The sequence below is a fragment of the Chryseobacterium sp. Tr-659 genome, from assembly GCF_011752975.1.
GTDB lineage: Bacteria > Bacteroidota > Bacteroidia > Flavobacteriales > Weeksellaceae > Chryseobacterium.
On sequence record NZ_VWWP01000001.1, the window covers coordinates 569715 to 588615 of the forward strand.

21 protein-coding genes are annotated in these 18901 nt (G+C 32.4%); 19 read left to right on the plus strand and 2 right to left on the minus strand.

All coding sequences use genetic code 11. From position 1 onward, the window contains the following. Positions 1-24: 24 nt before the first annotated feature. The 19 genes from F3J23_RS02470 to F3J23_RS02560 all read left to right on the plus strand — a co-directional run bounded on the left by F3J23_RS02470 (position 25) and on the right by F3J23_RS02560 (position 17707). Positions 25-981, plus strand: coding sequence for an NAD-dependent epimerase/dehydratase family protein (locus F3J23_RS02470; protein WP_167023565.1), 957 nt, complete (start codon positions 25-27; stop codon positions 979-981). Then, complete coding sequence (locus F3J23_RS02475; RefSeq protein WP_167023570.1) at positions 971-1612, plus strand: DapH/DapD/GlmU-related protein; 642 nt, start codon at positions 971-973, stop codon at positions 1610-1612. The genes F3J23_RS02470 and F3J23_RS02475 overlap by 11 nt, the downstream gene beginning before the upstream one ends. Positions 1613-1623: 11 nt before the next feature. After that, a complete protein-coding gene (locus tag F3J23_RS02480) occupies positions 1624-2868 on the plus strand; it encodes a hypothetical protein (protein ID WP_167023573.1) in 1245 nt (414 codons plus the stop codon). Then, positions 2861-3976 carry a glycosyltransferase gene (locus tag F3J23_RS02485; protein ID WP_167023576.1) on the plus strand — a complete coding sequence of 372 codons (1116 nt, stop codon included), beginning with the start codon at positions 2861-2863 and terminating at the stop codon, positions 3974-3976. Before F3J23_RS02480 ends, F3J23_RS02485 begins: the two co-directional genes overlap by 8 nt. 4 nt (positions 3977-3980) lie before the next feature. Continuing rightward, on the plus strand, positions 3981-4829 hold the full coding sequence (locus F3J23_RS02490; RefSeq protein ID WP_167023579.1) for a glycosyltransferase family 2 protein: 849 nt from the start codon (positions 3981-3983) through the stop codon (positions 4827-4829). After that, complete coding sequence (locus F3J23_RS02495; protein ID WP_167023582.1) at positions 4822-5910, plus strand: EpsG family protein; 1089 nt, start codon at positions 4822-4824, stop codon at positions 5908-5910. The genes F3J23_RS02490 and F3J23_RS02495 overlap by 8 nt, the downstream gene beginning before the upstream one ends. A 9-nt stretch (positions 5911-5919) precedes the next feature. Further along, complete coding sequence (locus tag F3J23_RS02500; RefSeq protein WP_167023585.1) at positions 5920-6963, plus strand: right-handed parallel beta-helix repeat-containing protein; 1044 nt, start codon at positions 5920-5922, stop codon at positions 6961-6963. Positions 6964-7033: 70 nt separating this feature from the next. Beyond that, the gene (locus F3J23_RS02505) at positions 7034-8182 is read left to right on the plus strand and encodes a glycosyltransferase family 4 protein (protein ID WP_167023588.1); all 1149 of its coding nucleotides are present in this window, start codon (positions 7034-7036) and stop codon (positions 8180-8182) included. A 63-nt stretch (positions 8183-8245) separates the two neighbouring features. Beyond that, positions 8246-8830 (plus strand): sugar transferase, encoded by a 585-nt coding sequence (locus F3J23_RS02510; RefSeq protein ID WP_167023591.1) that lies wholly within the window; start codon positions 8246-8248, stop codon positions 8828-8830. Continuing rightward, a complete protein-coding gene (locus F3J23_RS02515; RefSeq protein ID WP_167023593.1) occupies positions 8823-9782 on the plus strand; it encodes a methionyl-tRNA formyltransferase in 960 nt (319 codons plus the stop codon). Before F3J23_RS02510 ends, F3J23_RS02515 begins: the two co-directional genes overlap by 8 nt. Further along, positions 9779-10453: a PIG-L deacetylase family protein gene (locus F3J23_RS02520; RefSeq protein ID WP_167023596.1), complete on the plus strand. Its 675-nt coding sequence runs from the start codon at positions 9779-9781 to the stop codon at positions 10451-10453. The genes F3J23_RS02515 and F3J23_RS02520 overlap by 4 nt, the downstream gene beginning before the upstream one ends. A gap of 79 nt (positions 10454-10532) precedes the next feature. Beyond that, entirely contained in the window at positions 10533-11174 is a 642-nt protein-coding gene (locus tag F3J23_RS02525) for an acetyltransferase (protein ID WP_167023600.1), read from the plus strand. Position 11175: 1 nt separating this feature from the next. Beyond that, complete coding sequence (locus F3J23_RS02530; RefSeq protein ID WP_167023603.1) at positions 11176-12312, plus strand: DegT/DnrJ/EryC1/StrS family aminotransferase; 1137 nt, start codon at positions 11176-11178, stop codon at positions 12310-12312. 14 nt (positions 12313-12326) lie between these two features. Then, positions 12327-12896: a sugar transferase gene (locus tag F3J23_RS02535; RefSeq protein ID WP_167023606.1), complete on the plus strand. Its 570-nt coding sequence runs from the start codon at positions 12327-12329 to the stop codon at positions 12894-12896. A 14-nt stretch (positions 12897-12910) separates the two neighbouring features. Next, positions 12911-13456 carry a dTDP-4-dehydrorhamnose 3,5-epimerase gene (gene rfbC / locus F3J23_RS02540; RefSeq protein ID WP_167023609.1) on the plus strand — a complete coding sequence of 182 codons (546 nt, stop codon included), beginning with the start codon at positions 12911-12913 and terminating at the stop codon, positions 13454-13456. A 95-nt stretch (positions 13457-13551) separates the two neighbouring features. Next, on the plus strand, positions 13552-14853 hold the full coding sequence (gene rimO / locus F3J23_RS02545) for a 30S ribosomal protein S12 methylthiotransferase RimO (RefSeq protein ID WP_167023612.1): 1302 nt from the start codon (positions 13552-13554) through the stop codon (positions 14851-14853). 375 nt (positions 14854-15228) lie between these two features. Further along, entirely contained in the window at positions 15229-15855 is a 627-nt protein-coding gene (locus tag F3J23_RS02550) for a hypothetical protein (protein ID WP_167023615.1), read from the plus strand. A gap of 14 nt (positions 15856-15869) precedes the next feature. After that, positions 15870-16592, plus strand: coding sequence for a hypothetical protein (locus F3J23_RS02555; protein WP_167023618.1), 723 nt, complete (start codon positions 15870-15872; stop codon positions 16590-16592). A 743-nt stretch (positions 16593-17335) separates the two neighbouring features. Next, on the plus strand, positions 17336-17707 hold the full coding sequence (locus F3J23_RS02560; protein WP_105701019.1) for a septal ring lytic transglycosylase RlpA family protein: 372 nt from the start codon (positions 17336-17338) through the stop codon (positions 17705-17707). Between the two features lie 70 nt (positions 17708-17777). On the opposite strand, the gene F3J23_RS02565 is transcribed toward F3J23_RS02560, so the two are convergent. Both F3J23_RS02565 and F3J23_RS02570 read right to left on the minus strand, forming a co-directional pair. After that, a complete protein-coding gene (locus F3J23_RS02565; RefSeq protein WP_167023621.1) occupies positions 17778-18542 on the minus strand; it encodes an exodeoxyribonuclease III in 765 nt (254 codons plus the stop codon). After that, positions 18539-18832 carry a YciI family protein gene (locus F3J23_RS02570; RefSeq protein ID WP_167023624.1) on the minus strand — a complete coding sequence of 98 codons (294 nt, stop codon included), beginning with the start codon at positions 18830-18832 and terminating at the stop codon, positions 18539-18541. The genes F3J23_RS02565 and F3J23_RS02570 overlap by 4 nt, the downstream gene beginning before the upstream one ends. Positions 18833-18901 lie beyond the last annotated feature (69 nt).

Here is an 18901-nt window from a genome sequence, read left to right on the forward strand (position 1 = left end):
CTAATCATAAATAAATTATTTCAAATGATAACTAACAAAACGATTTTTATTACTGGAGGAGCAGGATTCATTGCAAACACTCTGATTAAACATTACATAGAGAACAATAAAATTGTTGTTTATGATAACTTCCACAGAGATACCTTGAGTTCTAGTGGGGTGGCAAACCATGCTAATTTAACAATCATCAAAGGTGATGTTTTAGACTTACCATTTTTAACAGAAAGCATGAAAGGTGCTGATGTTGTTGTTCACGCAGCAGGTATTGCAGGTATTGATACGGTAATCAAAGATCCTGTAAGAACGATGAGTGTAAACATGATCGGAACTGCAAACGCTCTGGAAGCTGCAAAAATAAACGGAGTAACAGACAGATTCGTAGACTTCAGTACTTCTGAAATCTTCGGTAGCCATGCTTTCAAAAGTAGAGAAGAAGATACTGCTGTTGCAGGAAGCGTAGGAGAAGCAAGATGGGTATATGCAGTAAGTAAGCTTGCTGGAGAGCACTTAGCTCACGCATATTACAAACAGCATGCACTTCCGGTAGTTACTGTAAGACCTTTCAACGTATATGGTCCTGGACAAACTGGAGAAGGTGCTTTACAGATTTTCATCAAAAAAGCACTTAAAAATGAAGACATTTACATATACGGAGATGGTACGGCGATTAGAGCTTGGTGTTTCGTTGATGATTTTGTAGATTGTCTAATCAGATGTATCGAAGATCCTAAGGCAATTGGAGAAAGTTTCAACTTAGGAAACCAGAGAACAGTTATCACAACCCTTGGATTAGCTGAATCTGTATGCAGAGTATTGAAGAGCAGCAGCAAAATTATCTTCAAAGAGGCTTTAAGTGCTGATATTGAAATGAGAATTCCAAGTGTAACAAAAACTAAAGAAATTCTAGGTTTTGAAGCAAAAGTAGATCTTGAAGAAGGTATCTTAAGAACAGCAGAATACTTTAAGTCTATTGAAAACTAAAGAAGAAATATTAATATTTCCTTATAGCGGGACTGGCATTGAGGCATTAGACTGTCTATCTGCAGAACAGTGTTGTATAGGTTTTATTTCTGATGATCCTGCGGTTATCGGAACGGAACAGTATGGCATTACAATCTATAGCAGAGAAGCATTTCAGAAGTTTCCTGAAGCTAAAGTTTTGGCTGTCAATGGCAGTCCCGCTTCTTTCAAAAAAAGAAAACAGATTATTGATGGGCTTGAACTAGAGTTGAATAGATTTACGACTCTTATACATCCGAAAGCTGTTATAGGAAAGAATGTAAAAGTAGGGAAGAACGTACTTATCATGGCTGGAGTAGTGGCTACTGCCAATGCAGAGATCGGAAATCATATTTGTATTCTTCCTAATACTGTTGTTCATCATGATTCTAAAATTGGCGAATATACACTGGTTGCAGCCAATAATACTATTTGTGGTGATGTCATCATAGGGAAAAATTGTTATTTGGGAGCTTCTTCAAACTTCAGAAATGGAGTACAGGTAGGAGATGGCTGTCTTATTGGAATCGGAAGTAATGTAGTGGGTAATATTGGAAATAATGTGACTGCCATAGGTAACCCGGCAAAAGAATATTCTGGTAAAGCAGATTAAGTGGAAAATTTATGAAAAATAAAATTAAGGTTTTCAAAAATATTCTATTGATGTCAGCTCCGGAATATATCGCTGGATTTTCCGTTTTTGCCATTTTGATTTTTTTCTCGAAAAAAGCTTCATTGGCAGAGATAGGAGAACTTACCTATGCCAATACAGTAGGACAACTTATTGCCAGTATGTTGGCAGTAGCCCTTCTCACTACAATGAGGCGTGATTTCGCCTTAAAAGAATGGCTAAGAGATAAGCAAGTATTCTCATTGTATATTGTAAGAAGTGTTATCTTTCTGGCCATCCTTCTTATAGTTTTTTTTCTTTTTAAATTTGAATTGATCTCTCAGATCGTTTTTCTGATGATTGTTTCAAGAAATATAGATTCACTATCAGAGACTTATTATTATACATTATTATCTAAAAACAGTTATGTTAAGTTTTCGATTCTTAAAAGTTTTCATTATTTATCACTGATCGGTAGTGTATTGGTGGGAATAATGCAAAGTTTTAATATTCATCAAATTGTATATGTGTTTCTTTTAAATAGTGTACTGTGGTCGCTGATTAACTTTACTCTTCTTTTCTTTGAGAAAAATATTACAAAGAAGCTTTTTATTCTTAACAAATATCAGAAGAATCTTTTTAAGAGAGCTTTTCCATTGTTGCTAAGCAGTGTGATATATCTGCTCTCTACACGTTTAAATGTACTTATTGTTAAAAAAATATGTAATCCAGAAGACTTTGGGCTTTTTAGTATTATCATCACTTTACTTGGGATATTTTCTATTTTTACAAGTGCAATAAGTAACTTCTTTATCAATCAGCAGGTAGAATGGTACAAATCATCATCTAAACTATTGAAAAACAGGTTGATAAAACTTAGCGGTCTTTTCTTCCTGTTGGGAGTAGCTGGAGTAGTTGTTATTTACTTTGCTTCGGACTATGTCAATTATTTATTCAAAAATTTTGATATGGAGAGAGTGTGGCTCTTGAAGCTAGCAATGGTTTCCATTCTTGCCTATTTTCTTCAGATTCCTTATAATTATTTATTTACCATTTTGGATAAAAATAAACTGGCGTTATATTTTTCTATAGCAATGATTATCGTAGCATCTGTATTGTATTATTCATTTACTGTATTATATGGGTTGGAAGGAGCGGTTTGGGCGCTATTAATTTACAATATTTTGTGGTGTTCAGCTTTATTCTTAATCGCTATGAATGTCATTAATAAACAAATTTTAAAAGAAAGCAATGACTAATATATTAATTGTTACTAATTCTTTATGTTTCGGGGGGGCAGAAAGTTTCTCCATTCAATTATATGAAAAGCTAAAACAATCATATAATACCCATTATCTTATATTTTCAGATGATATGAAAATACTAGAACGGTTTCAGAATGTTAGACCCCAGGATATATTTTCTACCAATAAAGGAACAAGGGGGTTTTTGTCTATGCTATCTCAGACTTTTAAAGTATATAATTATATTAAAAAGAATAAAATAGATGTTGTTTATACTTCTATGCCACCTTCTGCTCTGGTTTTTTGGGTTATTAAATTATTTTATAAAAAAATTAAGATTATTTATATTACAATGCATGTTTATGAAAATGCAGGTAAAAATGAAATAACATTATGGAAAACAGGATTACCTAATAAGAGTACTGATATATTTGTGGGTTTAAGTGATTATTTGTCTGGGCAGTTAATTAATAAAAATAAGGTTAATAAAGAAAAAGTAGTAACAAATAGATTACCGGTAGATACACAAAAATTTTCTCCTAATGTAAAATTAAAAAGGAGTGACGTAAATTTACCAGAAGATAAAAAAATATTGGGTATATGTTGTAGATTACATCCTCAAAAGAGAGTACATCTTTTTGTAGAAACATTTAGGTTTCTGGAAAATGAAAATGTATTAGGTGTTATTTATGGAGAGGGAGAAGAACATAAAAAATTAGTTGAGTTAATTAATAAATATAATTTGAATCATAAAGTCTTGTTACGCCCTTTTATAGATAATATAAGTGAAATTATTCCTTTATTTGATTTGTATTTGCAAACAGTAAGTGGTCCTAATCTTGGGTTGGTGACTTTAGAGGCTTTCAGTTGTGGTGTTCCGGTGATAATGTTAGCTGATAATGATGAAGAAATATATATGATTGAAGATACTTATTGTGGACAAAATGTAGGAAGAGTATCTACAACGGATCCTAAAATTATAGCAGATACAGTGAAAGAGCTGTTGAATGATAATTTGGACGAGATAAAGTTAAATTGTAGAAAGCTTGCAGTTGAACAATATTCCTGGGAGCAGTTTATGAAGGTAAATGATAAGGTTTTGGAAAGTTTCAATTTAAATTAAAAGAATGTCACATATAAGTATAGGAATATCAGTTTATAATACTGAAAAATATATAAAATATGCAATACAATCAGTATTGATGCAAAGTTATAAGGATTTTGAATTAATTATTATAAATGATGGTTCTACGGATAATACTGCTGTAGAAGTAATGAAGTTTGATGATGAAAGAATTACATTTATTGATGATAAAGAAAATAAAGGCCTTATTTTTAGATTAAATCAACTGGTAAAATTATCTAAAAGCGAATTCTTCATCAGAATGGATGCTGATGATATTATGTTTCCGGATAGATTGGAAAAACAATTAGAAATTTTGAATAATACCAATGCTGATATTATTTATTCTGATGCCATAAGTATCAATAATAAGAATGAAGTACTTGGGTATAAGAAGTCTTTTCCTATTAATAGTAAAAAAGATATATTGGAAGGAAGAGCTCCGATTCATCCCTCTGTTGCAATAAAAAAAAATATTCTATTGGAAAACTCTTATCAAGATGGTTTTTTTCAAATGGAAGATATGGAATTGTGGTACAGACTTGCAGAAAATTATAAATTTTATAATATTAATGAACCACTATTATTTTATAGAGAAGAAAGTACAAAAATTTCGATTAAGCACAAGAAAATGAGAAAAGGATTGTATAATTTTACTCAAAAACATTTCCCTGGTAATTTTATTTTTAAAAATAAAATTATGATTGCTTCAAATTTAAAATTTTATATCTATTCTATTTTAGAGTTTTTTCATCTCGAAAGCTTGTTGCTTAAAAGAAGATATTCTAATCTGAATTCATCAGAGTGTATAGAATATCAGGGAGTTTTAAACAAAGTTTCTTTGGATGGATAATTTTAACAACACATATTATATTTTATACGGAAGCTTTGGACTGATAACTTTTTTGCTGGCTGCTTTGGTCGACAAAAATAATTTTCGGTCTAATTTTATAAAATTGGGTTTACTCTATATTGTACTATTTGCATTATTGTTTGGGTTTAGAGATTTAGATGTAGGTTCAGATACTGAAATGTATAGTTGGCAATATAATAATTCAGATCAAATTGAAAATTGGGGGACAGATTTTTTTATTAGAATTATCTTTCTAACTTTAAAATTTGTATTTAATGATGATCCCGTTAACTTTTTTATGTTGCTTGCTATTTTGTTTAATGGGACTATTTTTTTAACAAGTTATTATATTTCTAAAACTTATTCTGTCAATATTATATTTATATTATTTACCTTTTTTAGTTTGTTTTTTTACAAGACTTTAGGAATTAATATTATCAGGCAAGGAGTTTCTTTAGGCTTTCTTATTTTAGGAATTGTTTTGCTTTTTAATAATACTAAAAATAAAATACTTGTTATTTCAAGTTTTATCTTAAGTGTATTATTTCACTTTACAAGCATTATTCCTATTGCTTTGTTATTTACAATTAATTTTGTCTATAAAAAAATTCCGATCAAGTATTTTTATATCTTATATGTTATAAGCATTATATTATCTTTTTTTAATTTTGGATTTAATACCATTATAGATAGTAGTTTAATATCAAGTGTGGATGAAAGGAGAAGTGGTTATTTAGATGCAAGCACATCCGATGGTTTATATCTGGTTGGATTTAAACCTCAATTTGTAATTTTTAATTCATTTTTTTTACTAATTTTTATTTATATGAAAAATAGGATGGATAAAATTAATATTAAGAATTCAATGTATATGATAATTTTAGAAACATATATTGTTTTAAGTTGCATATTTTTTCTATTTTTCCATATTCCTTATTCTGATAGGTGGGGGGTGATGTCTTGGATTTTAATTCCATTTTTAATTATACCTTATTTTAATAAGAAATATAATAGTAAAATACCCTTCATTCTTATAATTATAGGATTAGTGGGGATATTTATATTTTTTAATAACATATAATAATACAATATGAAATATAAGTTTTTATTAATTATCTTGTTTAATAGTTTCTTTTCCTGTCAGAAATCAGATTTTTCATATTTATCTCCACCGAAAAGTGTTATCGATCAATATACAAAACTTTATTCTGAAAGTAAAGTAAACCTTAATCAATGGGATAAGTTGGCAACTATCTTTCCTTCCAACTATAATAGAAATACTCAAAAGGATTATACAGAGGACATACAAAAATTTTTTACAACACATAAAAATATATTGCTTCCTGATTATCCTGTTTATATTAGCATAGGCTTGAAATTAAATTCCAATACCAATGTTTTCTTTCAAAAAAATTCAAAAATTATTTATACAGGAGAAGTAAATGGAAGACATTATGATATTGTAAAAATAGAAGATGTAGAGAATGTAAATTTATATAATCCATATGTAGTTGGTAACAGAGATGCTCAAATGAAACATACAGGAGAATGGAATGCAGGATTATCTATACAAAACTCCAGAAATATTAAAATTTATAACGCTACAATAAAAAATACATGGGGAGATGGAATTTTTGTGGGTTCTGAAACAGGTAGTTTTAGCGAAGATGTAATAATAGATGGCGGCTGGATTGATAATGTGAGAAGAAATGGCATAACTATTACTTCTGGTAGGAATGTTAAAGTAGAAAATATTTTAATTTCAAATACTCATGGTACACTGCCTGAAATTGGATTGCATATAGAACCGTCATTATATGAAGAAATACTTGAGAATATAAATATCCAGAAAGTTTATACATATAATAATGGAGTTGCAGGTTTAGGGATTAATTTACATGCTTTTTCAAATAAATTAAAAGCACCTAAAAATGTCAGTATTTTGGTAGATGGATTCAAAAGTGACTTATCAAACTACTCCATGGGTTTCTCTATGGGTGATTTAAATAATTCTGGAACATATAATGGGAAAATTTTGATTAAAAACGGGGTGTTTACCAAGCCAAGACTTGATTATCTCTGGAAAAATAAAGATAAAATTGAAGTATCATACATGAATATAGTATACAAATAGTTTGATATGGGGAAACCGTAATATCAATTCTCTGTATATAAAAGAATAATTGACAAGTAGTAGAAAAATAATGACAAAGATCATAAGAGTTTCAACAGTTCCAGTATCATTAAATGTCTTATTGAAAGGCCAGTTAGCTTTTCTGAAGAAACATTTTGAAATTATTGCTGTTTCTGGTGGTGGCAGAGATTTGAATGAAGTAGAAAATCGTGAAGAAGTTAAAGTTATACCTGTTGAAATACAAAGACAAATTTCTTTGTTTAAAGATCTTATCTCTCTCATACAGCTTTATAAAACTTTTAAAAAAGAAAAACCTGATATTATCCATTCAATTACTCCAAAGGCTGGGCTTTTATCAATGATTGCCGGTAAAATGGCTGGTGTGCCTATCCGTATGCATACTTTTACCGGACTTATTTTCCCCACACGTACCGGTGTAATGCAAAAACTATTGATTAATATGGATAGGTTGCTTTGTATGGCAGCCACCCATGTATATCCGGAGGGAAGAGGAGTAGAAAGTGATCTGCTAAAATATAAAATTACAAACAAACCGTTGAAAATTATAGCAAACGGAAATGTTAATGGTATTGATCTGCAGTATTATAATCCTGAGCTTTTTTCAGCTGATTCTAAAGATAACCTGAGAAAAGAATTAAATATTGACTCTAAAGATTTTATCTTTGTTTTTGTAGGACGCTTAGTAGGAGATAAAGGGATAAATGAGCTTGTGCAAGCGTTTTCTGAATATAAAAAAGATAATGTTAAACTTCTTTTGGTAGGATCTTTTGAAGATGAACTGGATCCACTTAAGAAAGAAACGTATTTAGAAATAAAAAATAATTCTAATATCATCAGTGTTGGTTTTCAAAAGGATGTAAGACCTTATTTAGCAATTTCTAATACATTACTGTTTCCTAGCTATAGAGAAGGGTTTCCTAATGTAGTAATGCAGGCTGGTGCTATGGGGCTTCCGGCTATTGTTACTAATATCAACGGTTCTAATGAAATCATAGAAAATGAAAAAAATGGACTTATAATACCAGTTAAAGATGAAAAAGAAATTGCAATAGCTATGGAAAGAATTATTAATAATAAGAACTTTTACTTGAAATTAAAAGAAATGTCCAGAAAAATGATTGTAGACAGATATGATCAATCTTTTGTTTGGAATGAACTATTAAAAGAATATAATTCATTATTGATAATAAAGAATTAAAAACATTAAATTATAAAATAATTTAATTCTTCATTTTGAAAAACTTAATTAATAAAATTATAAATGTATAAAATATTTATAAAAAGGATTTTAGATATTATTATTGCTCTTGCCATTATTATACTTTTATTCCCCCTATTTCTGATAGTTTATATCTTAGTTAAAATAGATAGCCCCGGAAAATTCTTTTTCTTTCAAGAAAGATTAGGCTATAAAGGTAAAATATTTAAGATATTTAAAGTAAGGACAATGTATGATAAAGAGAGAGTTGCAGATAGGGAAATATTAAAAGGAGATACAGAAGTAACAAAAATAGGTTATTACTTAAGACGTTTTAAAATTGATGAACTACCACAGATTATCAATGTATTTAAAGGAGATATGTCCTTAGTAGGGCCGCGTCCATGCTTACCTAAACAACTTTTAGAATTTAATGAAGATGGGAAAAAACGGATTCAGGTAATTCCAGGACTGACAGGGTTAGCTCAAGTTAATGGAAACATTCATTTATCTTGGGAAGAAAGGTGGAAATATGATAGAGAATATGTCGAAAATCAAAGTTTTTTATTAGATACTCAAATCATACTTAAAACCTTTTTGATATTGTTTAATGGGGAAGATAAATATATAAAACATCCGGATGTATAGAATATTAGTAATAGGAGCTGTAAATTCTACAGCTAAGATTATTCAAAAACTAATTGAAAATGGGCTCGAAGTGGTTGGTGTCTTGGGACATGAACCTAAGGAGAAAGAAAAGGTTTCAGGCTGGGCAGATCTAAAATCATTATCTTTAAGTTTTAACATCGAATATAAAGGTTTTACAAAAATTAATAATGAGGATAACCTTAAATGGGCTTCCGATAAAGAACCAGATATTATTTTTGCAGTTGGATTTTCCCAATTATTGCATGATCAATGGTTTTCTATTGCTAAATTGGGATGCATAGGTTTTCACCCTACTAAACTTCCTGTAGGAAGAGGGAGAGCTCCTTTAGCCTGGGTAACATTAGAACAATCATATGGTTCAGCTACATTCTTTCTAATGGGAAAAGGAGCTGATGACGGACCTATTTTTTCACAATCCATTTTTAAAGTCCAAGATGAGGATAATGCTCAAACAGTTGAAACGAAGATACTTGAAAATATTGACTTAGCTTTAGATAAATGGTTGCCTGAATTGAAAGATGGACTTTGGCATCCAATTCCTCAATGTGAGCATATGGCTTCTTATTATGGAGTAAGAAAAGAAGAAGATGGACATATCAATTGGAATGATAGTGCAATATATATTAATAGATTGATTAAAGCTGCAACAAGACCACATCCTGGTGCTTATACTTATTGTAAAGATGAGAAGCTAATTATTTGGTCATGTAGATGTGAAAAAGAAATTCAGTTCAAAGGAGTAATTGGTAGGATCTTACTTAAAAATGAAAAACAAGAACTTCTGATTCAAACTGGCGAAGGATTAGTGTGGATTGAGGAGTATCAATTCAATGGAAACAGTGATATTTCCATTAACGTTGGAGATAAATTGGGTTATAATATAGAAGATGAAATATATAAAATAAAAAACCTTTTAAAAAATAATAAATGAATAGAGTAGTAATAGTAGCACCCCATGCTGACGATGAAATCATTGGATGCGGAGCAACGATTGCCAGACATATAAAAGCTGGAGATGAGGTAACTATAGTAATTGCAACAAATGCTTCGGCAGGAGCACCAGAGCTTTATTCAGCAGATCAGGTTCAAAGTACACGTACCGAAGCTATTGCGGCACATCAGTTTTTGGGAGTAAAAGAAACTTTTTTTTTAGAATTTCCTGCGCCTGCTCTGAATGCCTTTCCTGAATTTAAAATTTCTTTGGAAGTTTCTAAAATATTCCAAAAAATAAATCCCACTCATTTGTATCTTCCACACCCTGGAGATATTCATCAGGATCATAAAGCTATTTATCGTGCTTCTTTAGTAGCAGCAAGACCACAAGGAGAAAACAAAATCTTAAATATATATTGTTACGAAACACTATCTGAAACAGAGTGGACACCCATGCAGGAGAAAGCATTTGTCCCCAATCACTTTGTGGACGTTACTGATGTATTTTCAAAAAAAGCTGAAGCAATGAAGTTTTTCGACTCACAAATAAAGAAATTTCCTCATTCACGGTCATTAGAAGCCTTTGAAGCATTAGCTATGTATAGAGGAGCTACTATAGGAGTAGAGCGGGCAGAAGCATTCGTTGTTGAGAGACAGGTGGTTTTATAATAATAACAATGATTATAAGACAATTCCACATAAAGGTAAGTGAGTTTTAGGAAAGTCTTTTTTAAGAAATATTTAAAATATGAAAAAAATAGCAATTATTGGAGCAGGGGGATTTGGACGTGAGGTTAAAATGCTGATCGATCATATCAACCAAAAAGAAAAAGAATTTGAAGTCTTAGGTTTTTATGATGATAAACATTATGATCATGATATCAACGGAGTTCCTTATTTAGGAAAGATCGAAAAAATAAATGAGGTAACTGATCCTTTATGCATTGCAGTCGCAATAGGAGATCCGAAAACAAAGAAAAAAATCATACAAGGAATAAATAACACCAATATTGAATTTCCAACTTTAATTCACCCTTCAGTAATAATAGGACAAGATAATACAAAAATAGGGAAAGGAAATATTATTTGTGCAGGAGTTATTATTACGGTTGATATTAAAATTGAAGACTTTGTTATTCTTAATTTGTCTTGTACTGTAGGGCATGATACTGTAATAAAGAATTATAGCTCATTTATGCCGACAGTTAATATCTCCGGTGAGGTTATCATAAATGAAGCCGTATATGTTGGGACAGGCGCAAAAATTATAAATCTTCTTGAGATTGGTGAAAATACTATTGTTGGAGCAGGAGCCGTGGTTTATAAAAGCCTTCCTGCAAATTGTACCGCAGTGGGAATTCCAGCTAAACCTATAAAATTTCACGAATAATATGAATACTAAAATCTGGTTGTCATCACCCCACATGGGAGGCAATGAATTAAAATATATCAACGAAGCATTTGAAGAAAACTGGGTAGCTCCATTAGGACCTAACGTTAACGGGTTTGAAAGTGATCTGGAGCAGTTTTTAGGGGAAAATGCAAAAGTAGCAGCCCTTTCTGCCGGTACCGCAGCATTGCACCTTGCTCTTATCGAATGCGGAGTACAGCATGGAGATGAGGTGATTTGCCAATCCATGACGTTCTCTGCTTCAGCAAATCCTATTGCGTATTGTGGAGCAGCTCCTGTTTTTATAGATAGCGAGCCTGATACTTGGAACATGTGTCCGAAAGCTTTAAAAGAAGCGATAGAAGACAGAATACAAAAGGGAACCAAACCAAAAGCAATTATTGTCGTTCATCTGTACGGAATGCCGGCTAAGATGGATGAGATTATAGCTATTGCTGAAGAATTCCAGATTCCGATTATAGAAGATGCAGCAGAAGCTCTGGGTTCCACTTATAAAGGACAGGCATGCGGAACTTTCGGACGTTTTGGAATCTTAAGTTTTAACGGAAATAAAATTATTACTACTTCTGGTGGCGGAGCTTTGGTTTGCCACACACAGGAAGACAAAGATAAAACGGTATTTCTTTCAACACAGGCAAGAGATAATGCCCCTCACTACCAGCATTCACATATTGGATTCAATTACAGAATGAGCAATATTGTGGCGGGTATTGGAAGAGGGCAGATGGAAGTGCTTAAAGACAGGGTAGAAGCGCGCAGAGCAATGCAGAACTTCTATTTTGAAATTTTTAAAAATATTGAAGGGGTAACCGTATTTTCAGAACCAGGAGATGATTTTTATTCCAATCACTGGCTATCTGCGATCGTTATTGATCCGGAGATTACAGGAAAAAACAGAGAAGAATTAAGACTTGCATTTTTAGAAGATAATATCGAATCAAGACCGCTTTGGAAGCCAATGCATCTACAACCTGTATTTGAAAATGCGCCATATTATGGAGGAGAAGTGTCCGAGAAACTTTTTGATAACGGATTGTGCCTTCCGTCTGGATCTAACCTGTCAGATGAGGATAGAAAAAGGATCACAAAAATAATCCATAGCTTCTTCGGAATTTAATACTTTCGGATTTGATGAATCAGTATACATATTGGAAAATGGTCTTTGACTTTATCTTTGCGGTAATATTGACTATTTTCCTTATACCTTTACTGATCGTTTTATGGATAATTACCAGCCTGGATACATCGTCAAACGGAATCTTTTTCCAGACAAGAATTGGACAGCATGGGAGACCTTTTACTATTTTTAAATTCAAAACAATTCATCAACAGAAAAGGACATGTTCCCACACAGGGCGAATGCTCAGAAAATGTAAATTGGATGAACTTCCCCAGCTGTTTAATATTTTGAAAGGGGATATGAGTTTTGTAGGTCCTAGACCGGATATTGAAGGGTATTATGACAAACTTACAGGTACAGATCGTAAAGTCCTCAAACTGAAACCCGGACTGACTTGTGAAGCAAGTATAAAATACAGAAATGAAGAAAGCCTTCTGAAAGATCAAAAAGATCCTTTAATGTATAATGATGAAATATTATTTCCGAATAAAGTAAAAATGAATCTTGAGTATCTTGAAAGCATGTCTTTTACAAATGATACAAAAATTTTGTTTAAAACATTAATAACCATATTGAAATAGAGTTTTTCACAATTATGAAAATTAAAGAAACCCCGCTTAAAGATTGTTACATCGTAGAACCTACAGTCTTTGAAGATGAAAGAGGCTACTTCTATGAAAAGTTCAACGAGAAAAGATTCGAAGAGCTTACTGGAATGAACGGCCACTTTGTTCAGGATAATATCTCAAAATCTTCTTATGGAGTACTAAGAGGGCTGCATCTTCAAAAAGGAGAATATGCCCAGGCAAAATTAGTCTCCTGTCTGGAAGGAAGCGTATGGGATGTAGCAGTAGATCTTCGTGAAGATTCTCCTACATTTGGGCAGTGGTTCGGAATAGAACTTACCGCAGAAAATAAATTACAGCTCTATGTACCAAGAGGATTCGGACACGGATTTGCCGTACTGAGTACCCACGCTGTATTTGCCTATAAGTGCGATAATCTTTATAACAAAGAGTCGGAAGGCAGTGTAAAGTTCAATGATCCCGATCTTGGCATTGATTGGAAGATAGAGGAAAAAGATGCCATACTTTCGGAAAAAGATCAGAATGCCCCAGGATTCAAAGAAAAAAACTTTTAAAGTATACTTCTGAAAACCACTTTTTTAAAGTGGTTTTTATTTTTTAACCCTAACTCTTCAATATTTTGTATCTTTGCAGACTCAAAATCAAAACGATGCGTACAAAATCTGTAGGGAAGAAGAAAATCAATGTAGTCACTCTTGGATGTTCCAAGAATGTATATGATTCTGAAGTATTAATGAGCCAGCTGAAAGCCAATGGAAAAGAAGTGGTTCACGAAGACCGTGGGGACATTGTAGTAATCAATACCTGCGGATTTATTGATAACGCCAAAGAAGAATCCATCAACACCATTCTTGATTATGTAGAGGCAAAGAATAGAGGAGAAGTAGAAAAGGTGTTCGTAACTGGATGCTTATCAGAAAGATATAAGCCGGATTTGGTGAAAGAAATCCCAGATGTAGACCAATATTTCGGAACAAGAGATCTTCCGATGCTGCTAAAACATCTTGGAGCAGACTATAAACATGAATTGGTAGGAGAAAGGTTAACTACCACTCCAAAGCATTATGCATACCTTAAAATTTCAGAAGGCTGTGACAGACCTTGCTCTTTTTGTGCTATTCCACTGATGAGAGGAGGACACGTTTCCACTCCTATTGAAAAGTTAGTTTCTGAAGCTCAGAAGCTTGCTAAAAAAGGAACCAAAGAACTGGTTCTTATTGCACAGGATCTTACGTATTATGGATTGGATATTTACAAAAAAAGAGCACTTGGAGATCTGTTGAAGGAACTCGTAAAAGTGGAAGGAATAGAATGGATTCGTCTTCATTATGCTTTCCCAAGCGGTTTCCCGGAAGATGTTCTGGATATTATCCGTGAAGAACCTAAAGTATGTAATTATATAGATATCCCGCTTCAACACATCAACTCTGATTTGTTGAAATCCATGAAGAGAGGAACTACACACGAAAAAACAGATGCTTTATTAGGGAAATTCAGAGAGAAAGTTCCTGATATGGCTATAAGAACCACTCTTATCGTAGGATATCCGGGAGAAACAGAAGAAAGATTCCAGGAGCTTAAAGATTGGGTAAGAGAACAGAAATTCGATAGATTGGGATGCTTTACTTATTCTCATGAAGAAAATACAACAGCTTATGTACTGGAAGATGATATTCCGCAGGAAATAAAAGAAGCGAGAGTAGAAGAAATCATGGAGCTGCAGTCTCAGATTTCATGGGAGAAAAACCAAGAAAAAGTAGGGAAAATATTCAGATGTATTTTTGATCGTAAAGAAGGAAATTATTTTATCGGGAGAACAGAATTTGATTCTCCGGATGTAGATAATACAGTACTGGTTTCAGCAGAAGAGACTTATATATCCATAGGGGAATTTGCAGAGGTGAAAATTACTTCAGCGGAAGAGTTTGACTTATATGGAGAACTGGTATAGCTAAATAATTGTAAATCAGTTAGAATGATGATTGTTGATTCATTAAAATATTAATAAAATTTAACATTAAAATCTTTTTTTGAATCAAATTATATATTTGAAAATCAATTGATTATTATTTTGAGATATTAAGATTTTTTAATTTTCTTTGATAAAGCCATTGAATTAGAAAATTATATCTTAAATTTGCGCAATAAACAATATTTTTTAAATTGTATGCTTTCAGTAAGTTAATTATTAAAATTAAGCTAAAAAGACCTAATTTATAATATGTTTTGTCTTTTTTGGTTTTATAAGAGATAATCACAAGTTGGGATGTATACTCAATTTTGAAAATATTGATGAAAAAAATGTAATTAAAATCTTTAAAAACTTATGAAAAAATTTTTATTAACAGCGACTATGCTTGTGTGCTTTTCAGCACTTTCTCAGGCTCAGCAGGGGCGCGTGGGGATTAACACAACCACACCTGCCGCAACTTTAGATGTAGCAGCAACTACTACTGATAATGCTAGACCTGATGCCTTATTAGTCCCTCGTATGACGGCAGCAGAATTATCTTCTAAAGATGATACCAGTGGAACATATGGTGCGCCTCAGAATGGAGCATTAGTTTACATTACAGCAGGTACTGGAGCCGGAGCTAGAAAAGCTAAAATTACAGGACCAGGGTTCTATTATTTTGATAATACTGTCCCTGAATGGAAACCTTTCGTTGGAACTCCTGCCCCTGCCGGAATGACAGTAAGAGCACAAACAGCTGCTACAATCTCTGATGCTGATTTAAATAATGCAATTGTGGTAACATCAAATGTGACGTTTAATTTAGCTACATTAACAAAGACCAACGGTAAAACTATTACATTTATAGATGCAACCAATGGAGCTTTTTTTAGTGTAACAGGTGTACATAGTACAGCTTCAACTACACCTCTTCAATCAGGTGGAGCACTATCTTACATTTGTGACGGAACAAACTGGTTTAGTTATAACTCATTCTAATACAAGACACAATTATGAAAATATATTTAACATCCGCATTATTTGCCATTGTTGCAGTATCAACTACCGCTTTTGCTCAATTAAGATCAAATAATACTATAAGTGCTACAGTAGCTACTCAGTCTGTATTTTTGGATGCTTCAGCAAATGGATTTACAACTTCAGCCAATAATGGTAAAGGTTTAGCTTTTCCAAGAACAAACCTGACAACTTTTACATTTGTTACCCCGGTAACGAGTGCTCTTAATTTCCCGACTGCATATGACGGGATGATTGTATATAACTCTACGGCTGGTACTACTCCTGCTACAGGATCAGGTATCGGAGGACAAACGGTAGGTGTAGGTTTCTATTATTTTAGCAACCCAACTCCAACTCCTGCTTTTTCTTCTGCTTCTGGACAATGGTTACCATTAGGAGGTTCTCCTAGAGTTAATTATGTAAATAATACAGAAGTTGTTACCAATACAGCAGTAAATAATGCTCCAGTTTATGCATATAAAGGAACATTTACTGCTTCAGGTACTTCTACAGCGGTTGATATCCCTTCACCGACAGGTATGACAGGGCTATATGGTATTACTATTTATAAGTCTGGTTCAGGAACAGTATATTCCAGAGATTTATATTCTTATACGGTTGCAACCACTGCCGGAAACGCAATTACAGGTTCACCTAGCATGTCAGTTGTTTATCCTGCAGGAACATATGATTATGTAATAGAATATTTAAAATAAAGAATTTATTTCATCACATAAAAAAACCAATGAGAAATCATTGGTTTTTACTTTTTATAGAAGTTTTAAAATGCTTTAAAAGCAATGAGAATATGTTTAATGCTCTTTAAATATGATTCAGAGAATCCATTAAATATTTGTTAGCTTATATTATTGAAATAGATTCTAAGCCTGATTTTTCTTAAGATGGTCTTTTATCAGTAATCATCAAAACTCATTTTAGTTATGTGAATCAATCCTTACAGATATCTTTTATTTATTGCTTTCAGAAAGAAATTTTTGAGGGGGTTGACAGAAATGAATCATAAAAATGAAGTGGAATTTGTCTATGGTATAAATTTTGATCTTTCAAATCAACGTTAAAGTGATTTTTAAAACTTGATCTTTATATCTTTAAAGGTCTTCTGTCAGAAACTTTTTTCAAAGTTGAGTTCTTAAGACTTTTATATTTTTGAGGTTGATTTTTAGGACATAAACTAAAAATTTAAATTTCGTAACAATTTGATTTTCAGTAGTTTTTGAATTTTGAATTTTTTAATTATGCTTAAATTAGTTAATTATATTAACTTTTTACGTATTTTTTTAACACTTTTTAACACTACTCCGTAAAATCCCTATTCATAGGGTATTGCAAGGTTCTTTAACATAACTTTAAACTTTTATTAACGGTTTTTAACATATTGAATAGGGACTTATAAAGATTCCTGATACTTTTGCTCCGTCAAAACCAATAAAAGTTCAAAATGATGAAAAGATTCATTCTCGTAATCATAATGATGATTTCAACCTTAGGGATTTACTCTTTTACAAGTAATGCCTTAGATGCGAAAAAAACAAGTTATGCATCGTACTACCACGATAAATTTAACGGTAGAAAAACCGCTAGCGGTGAGATCTTTGATAACTCAAAGTTTACTGCAGCAAACAGAACGCTTCCATTTGGAACAAACGTTAAGGTAACAAACCTTAAAAATGGTAAAGAGGTAATAGTGAGAATTAATGACAGAGGGCCTTTCCATTCATCAAGATCTTTAGACATGTCTAAAGCAGCGTTCGATGAGATCGGAGATATCAATCATGGTACTATTCCGGTCGAATATGAAATTGTCGATTAATTTTATGATTTAAATTAAAAAAAAGCCAGCTGATTCAGCTGGCTTTTTGTATGGGCATACACTACCTTATTTATACATCCAGCTCCAATAAAGCAGGGCAATGATCAGAATGTACTGCCTCCTTTAAAATAGCAGCCCTGTTGAGCTTATCTTTTAAACTATAAGATGTGAAGTTATAATCCAGTCTCCAGCCTTTATTTCTGGCTCTTGAGTTTTGTCTGTAACTCCACCAGGTATAATTGTCAGGTTCATTGTTAAAGAACCTGAAACTGTCAATAAGTTCACATTCATTAATGAAATTAGTCATCCATTCTCTTTCCATAGGAAGAAACCCTGAAACATTCTTTAAGCCAACAGGGTTATGTATATCAATGGCCTCATGGCAGATATTAAAATCTCCGGAGATAATAAGGTTCGGAATTTCCTTTTTTAAATTCTTGATATATTCCAGAAAATCATGGCAGAACTGCATTTTAAAATCCAGTCTCTCAATATTAGAGGCAGAAGGGACATATACGGAAATAGCAGAAAATCCATCGAAATCCGCCCGGATGATTCTCCCTTCATTATCATAGCTTTCAATACCACAACCATACTCTACATGGTTGGGTTTGATTTTTGAGGCAATTCCGACCCCGCTATAGCCTTTTCTTACCGCCGAATGCCAATAACTGTGATAACCTAATTTTTCAAGACTTTCGATATCTATCTGATCGTTTCCAGCCTTACTCTCCTGGATTGATATGATATCCGGATCCGCAGCCTTAAGCCAGCCCAGAAAATCTTTGGTAAATGCTGCCCGGATTCCGTTAACGTTGTATGTAATTAATCTCATGAATCTTTTATAAAAGTTTTAAAATTTTCGTTGTATTTCGAAGGAATAAATTCAGTGACATCATAGTCCGCGATTTCATAAATATAAAAAGGGTCTTCAGAAATGATTTTTTCAATCTCATTCCTTGATGATGCATTGGCAATAATGATACCTCCCGTTCTGGGTTCTTTTCTTCCGGAAGCAATGAATAGCCCTGATTCATAATGCTTGTTAAGAAAAATATTATGCTGAGGAATAAGCCGCTCTATATCTTCAATAGAACTCTTATAGATAAGCGAAATAATAAACATGAATTTATTTTTTACGAAGATATGAACTATAAAAAAGAGGCGGAAAAAATCGAAAGATTTTTTCCGCCT

Excerpts from the sequence above, each read along its gene's own strand:
- F3J23_RS02470 (WP_167023565.1), top strand. The coding sequence starts at position 25 with ATGATAACTAACAAAACGATTTTTATTACTGGAGGAGCAGGATTCATT.
- F3J23_RS02480 (WP_167023573.1), top strand. The coding sequence starts at position 1,624 with ATGAAAAATAAAATTAAGGTTTTCAAAAATATTCTATTGATGTCAGCT.
- F3J23_RS02485 (WP_167023576.1), top strand. The coding sequence starts at position 2,861 with ATGACTAATATATTAATTGTTACTAATTCTTTATGTTTCGGGGGGGCA.
- F3J23_RS02490 (WP_167023579.1), top strand. The coding sequence starts at position 3,981 with ATGTCACATATAAGTATAGGAATATCAGTTTATAATACTGAAAAATAT.
- F3J23_RS02495 (WP_167023582.1), top strand. The coding sequence starts at position 4,822 with ATGGATAATTTTAACAACACATATTATATTTTATACGGAAGCTTTGGA.
- F3J23_RS02500 (WP_167023585.1), top strand. The coding sequence starts at position 5,920 with ATGAAATATAAGTTTTTATTAATTATCTTGTTTAATAGTTTCTTTTCC.
- F3J23_RS02505 (WP_167023588.1), top strand. The coding sequence starts at position 7,034 with ATGACAAAGATCATAAGAGTTTCAACAGTTCCAGTATCATTAAATGTC.
- F3J23_RS02510 (WP_167023591.1), top strand. The coding sequence starts at position 8,246 with ATGTATAAAATATTTATAAAAAGGATTTTAGATATTATTATTGCTCTT.
- F3J23_RS02515 (WP_167023593.1), top strand. The coding sequence starts at position 8,823 with ATGTATAGAATATTAGTAATAGGAGCTGTAAATTCTACAGCTAAGATT.
- F3J23_RS02520 (WP_167023596.1), top strand. The coding sequence starts at position 9,779 with ATGAATAGAGTAGTAATAGTAGCACCCCATGCTGACGATGAAATCATT.
- F3J23_RS02525 (WP_167023600.1), top strand. The coding sequence starts at position 10,533 with ATGAAAAAAATAGCAATTATTGGAGCAGGGGGATTTGGACGTGAGGTT.
- F3J23_RS02530 (WP_167023603.1), top strand. The coding sequence starts at position 11,176 with ATGAATACTAAAATCTGGTTGTCATCACCCCACATGGGAGGCAATGAA.
- F3J23_RS02535 (WP_167023606.1), top strand. The coding sequence starts at position 12,327 with ATGAATCAGTATACATATTGGAAAATGGTCTTTGACTTTATCTTTGCG.
- rfbC (WP_167023609.1), top strand. The coding sequence starts at position 12,911 with ATGAAAATTAAAGAAACCCCGCTTAAAGATTGTTACATCGTAGAACCT.
- rimO (WP_167023612.1), top strand. The coding sequence starts at position 13,552 with ATGCGTACAAAATCTGTAGGGAAGAAGAAAATCAATGTAGTCACTCTT.
- F3J23_RS02550 (WP_167023615.1), top strand. The coding sequence starts at position 15,229 with ATGAAAAAATTTTTATTAACAGCGACTATGCTTGTGTGCTTTTCAGCA.
- F3J23_RS02555 (WP_167023618.1), top strand. The coding sequence starts at position 15,870 with ATGAAAATATATTTAACATCCGCATTATTTGCCATTGTTGCAGTATCA.
- F3J23_RS02560 (WP_105701019.1), top strand. The coding sequence starts at position 17,336 with ATGATGAAAAGATTCATTCTCGTAATCATAATGATGATTTCAACCTTA.
- F3J23_RS02565 (WP_167023621.1), bottom strand. The coding sequence starts at position 18,542 with ATGAGATTAATTACATACAACGTTAACGGAATCCGGGCAGCATTTACC.
- F3J23_RS02570 (WP_167023624.1), bottom strand. The coding sequence starts at position 18,832 with ATGTTTATTATTTCGCTTATCTATAAGAGTTCTATTGAAGATATAGAG.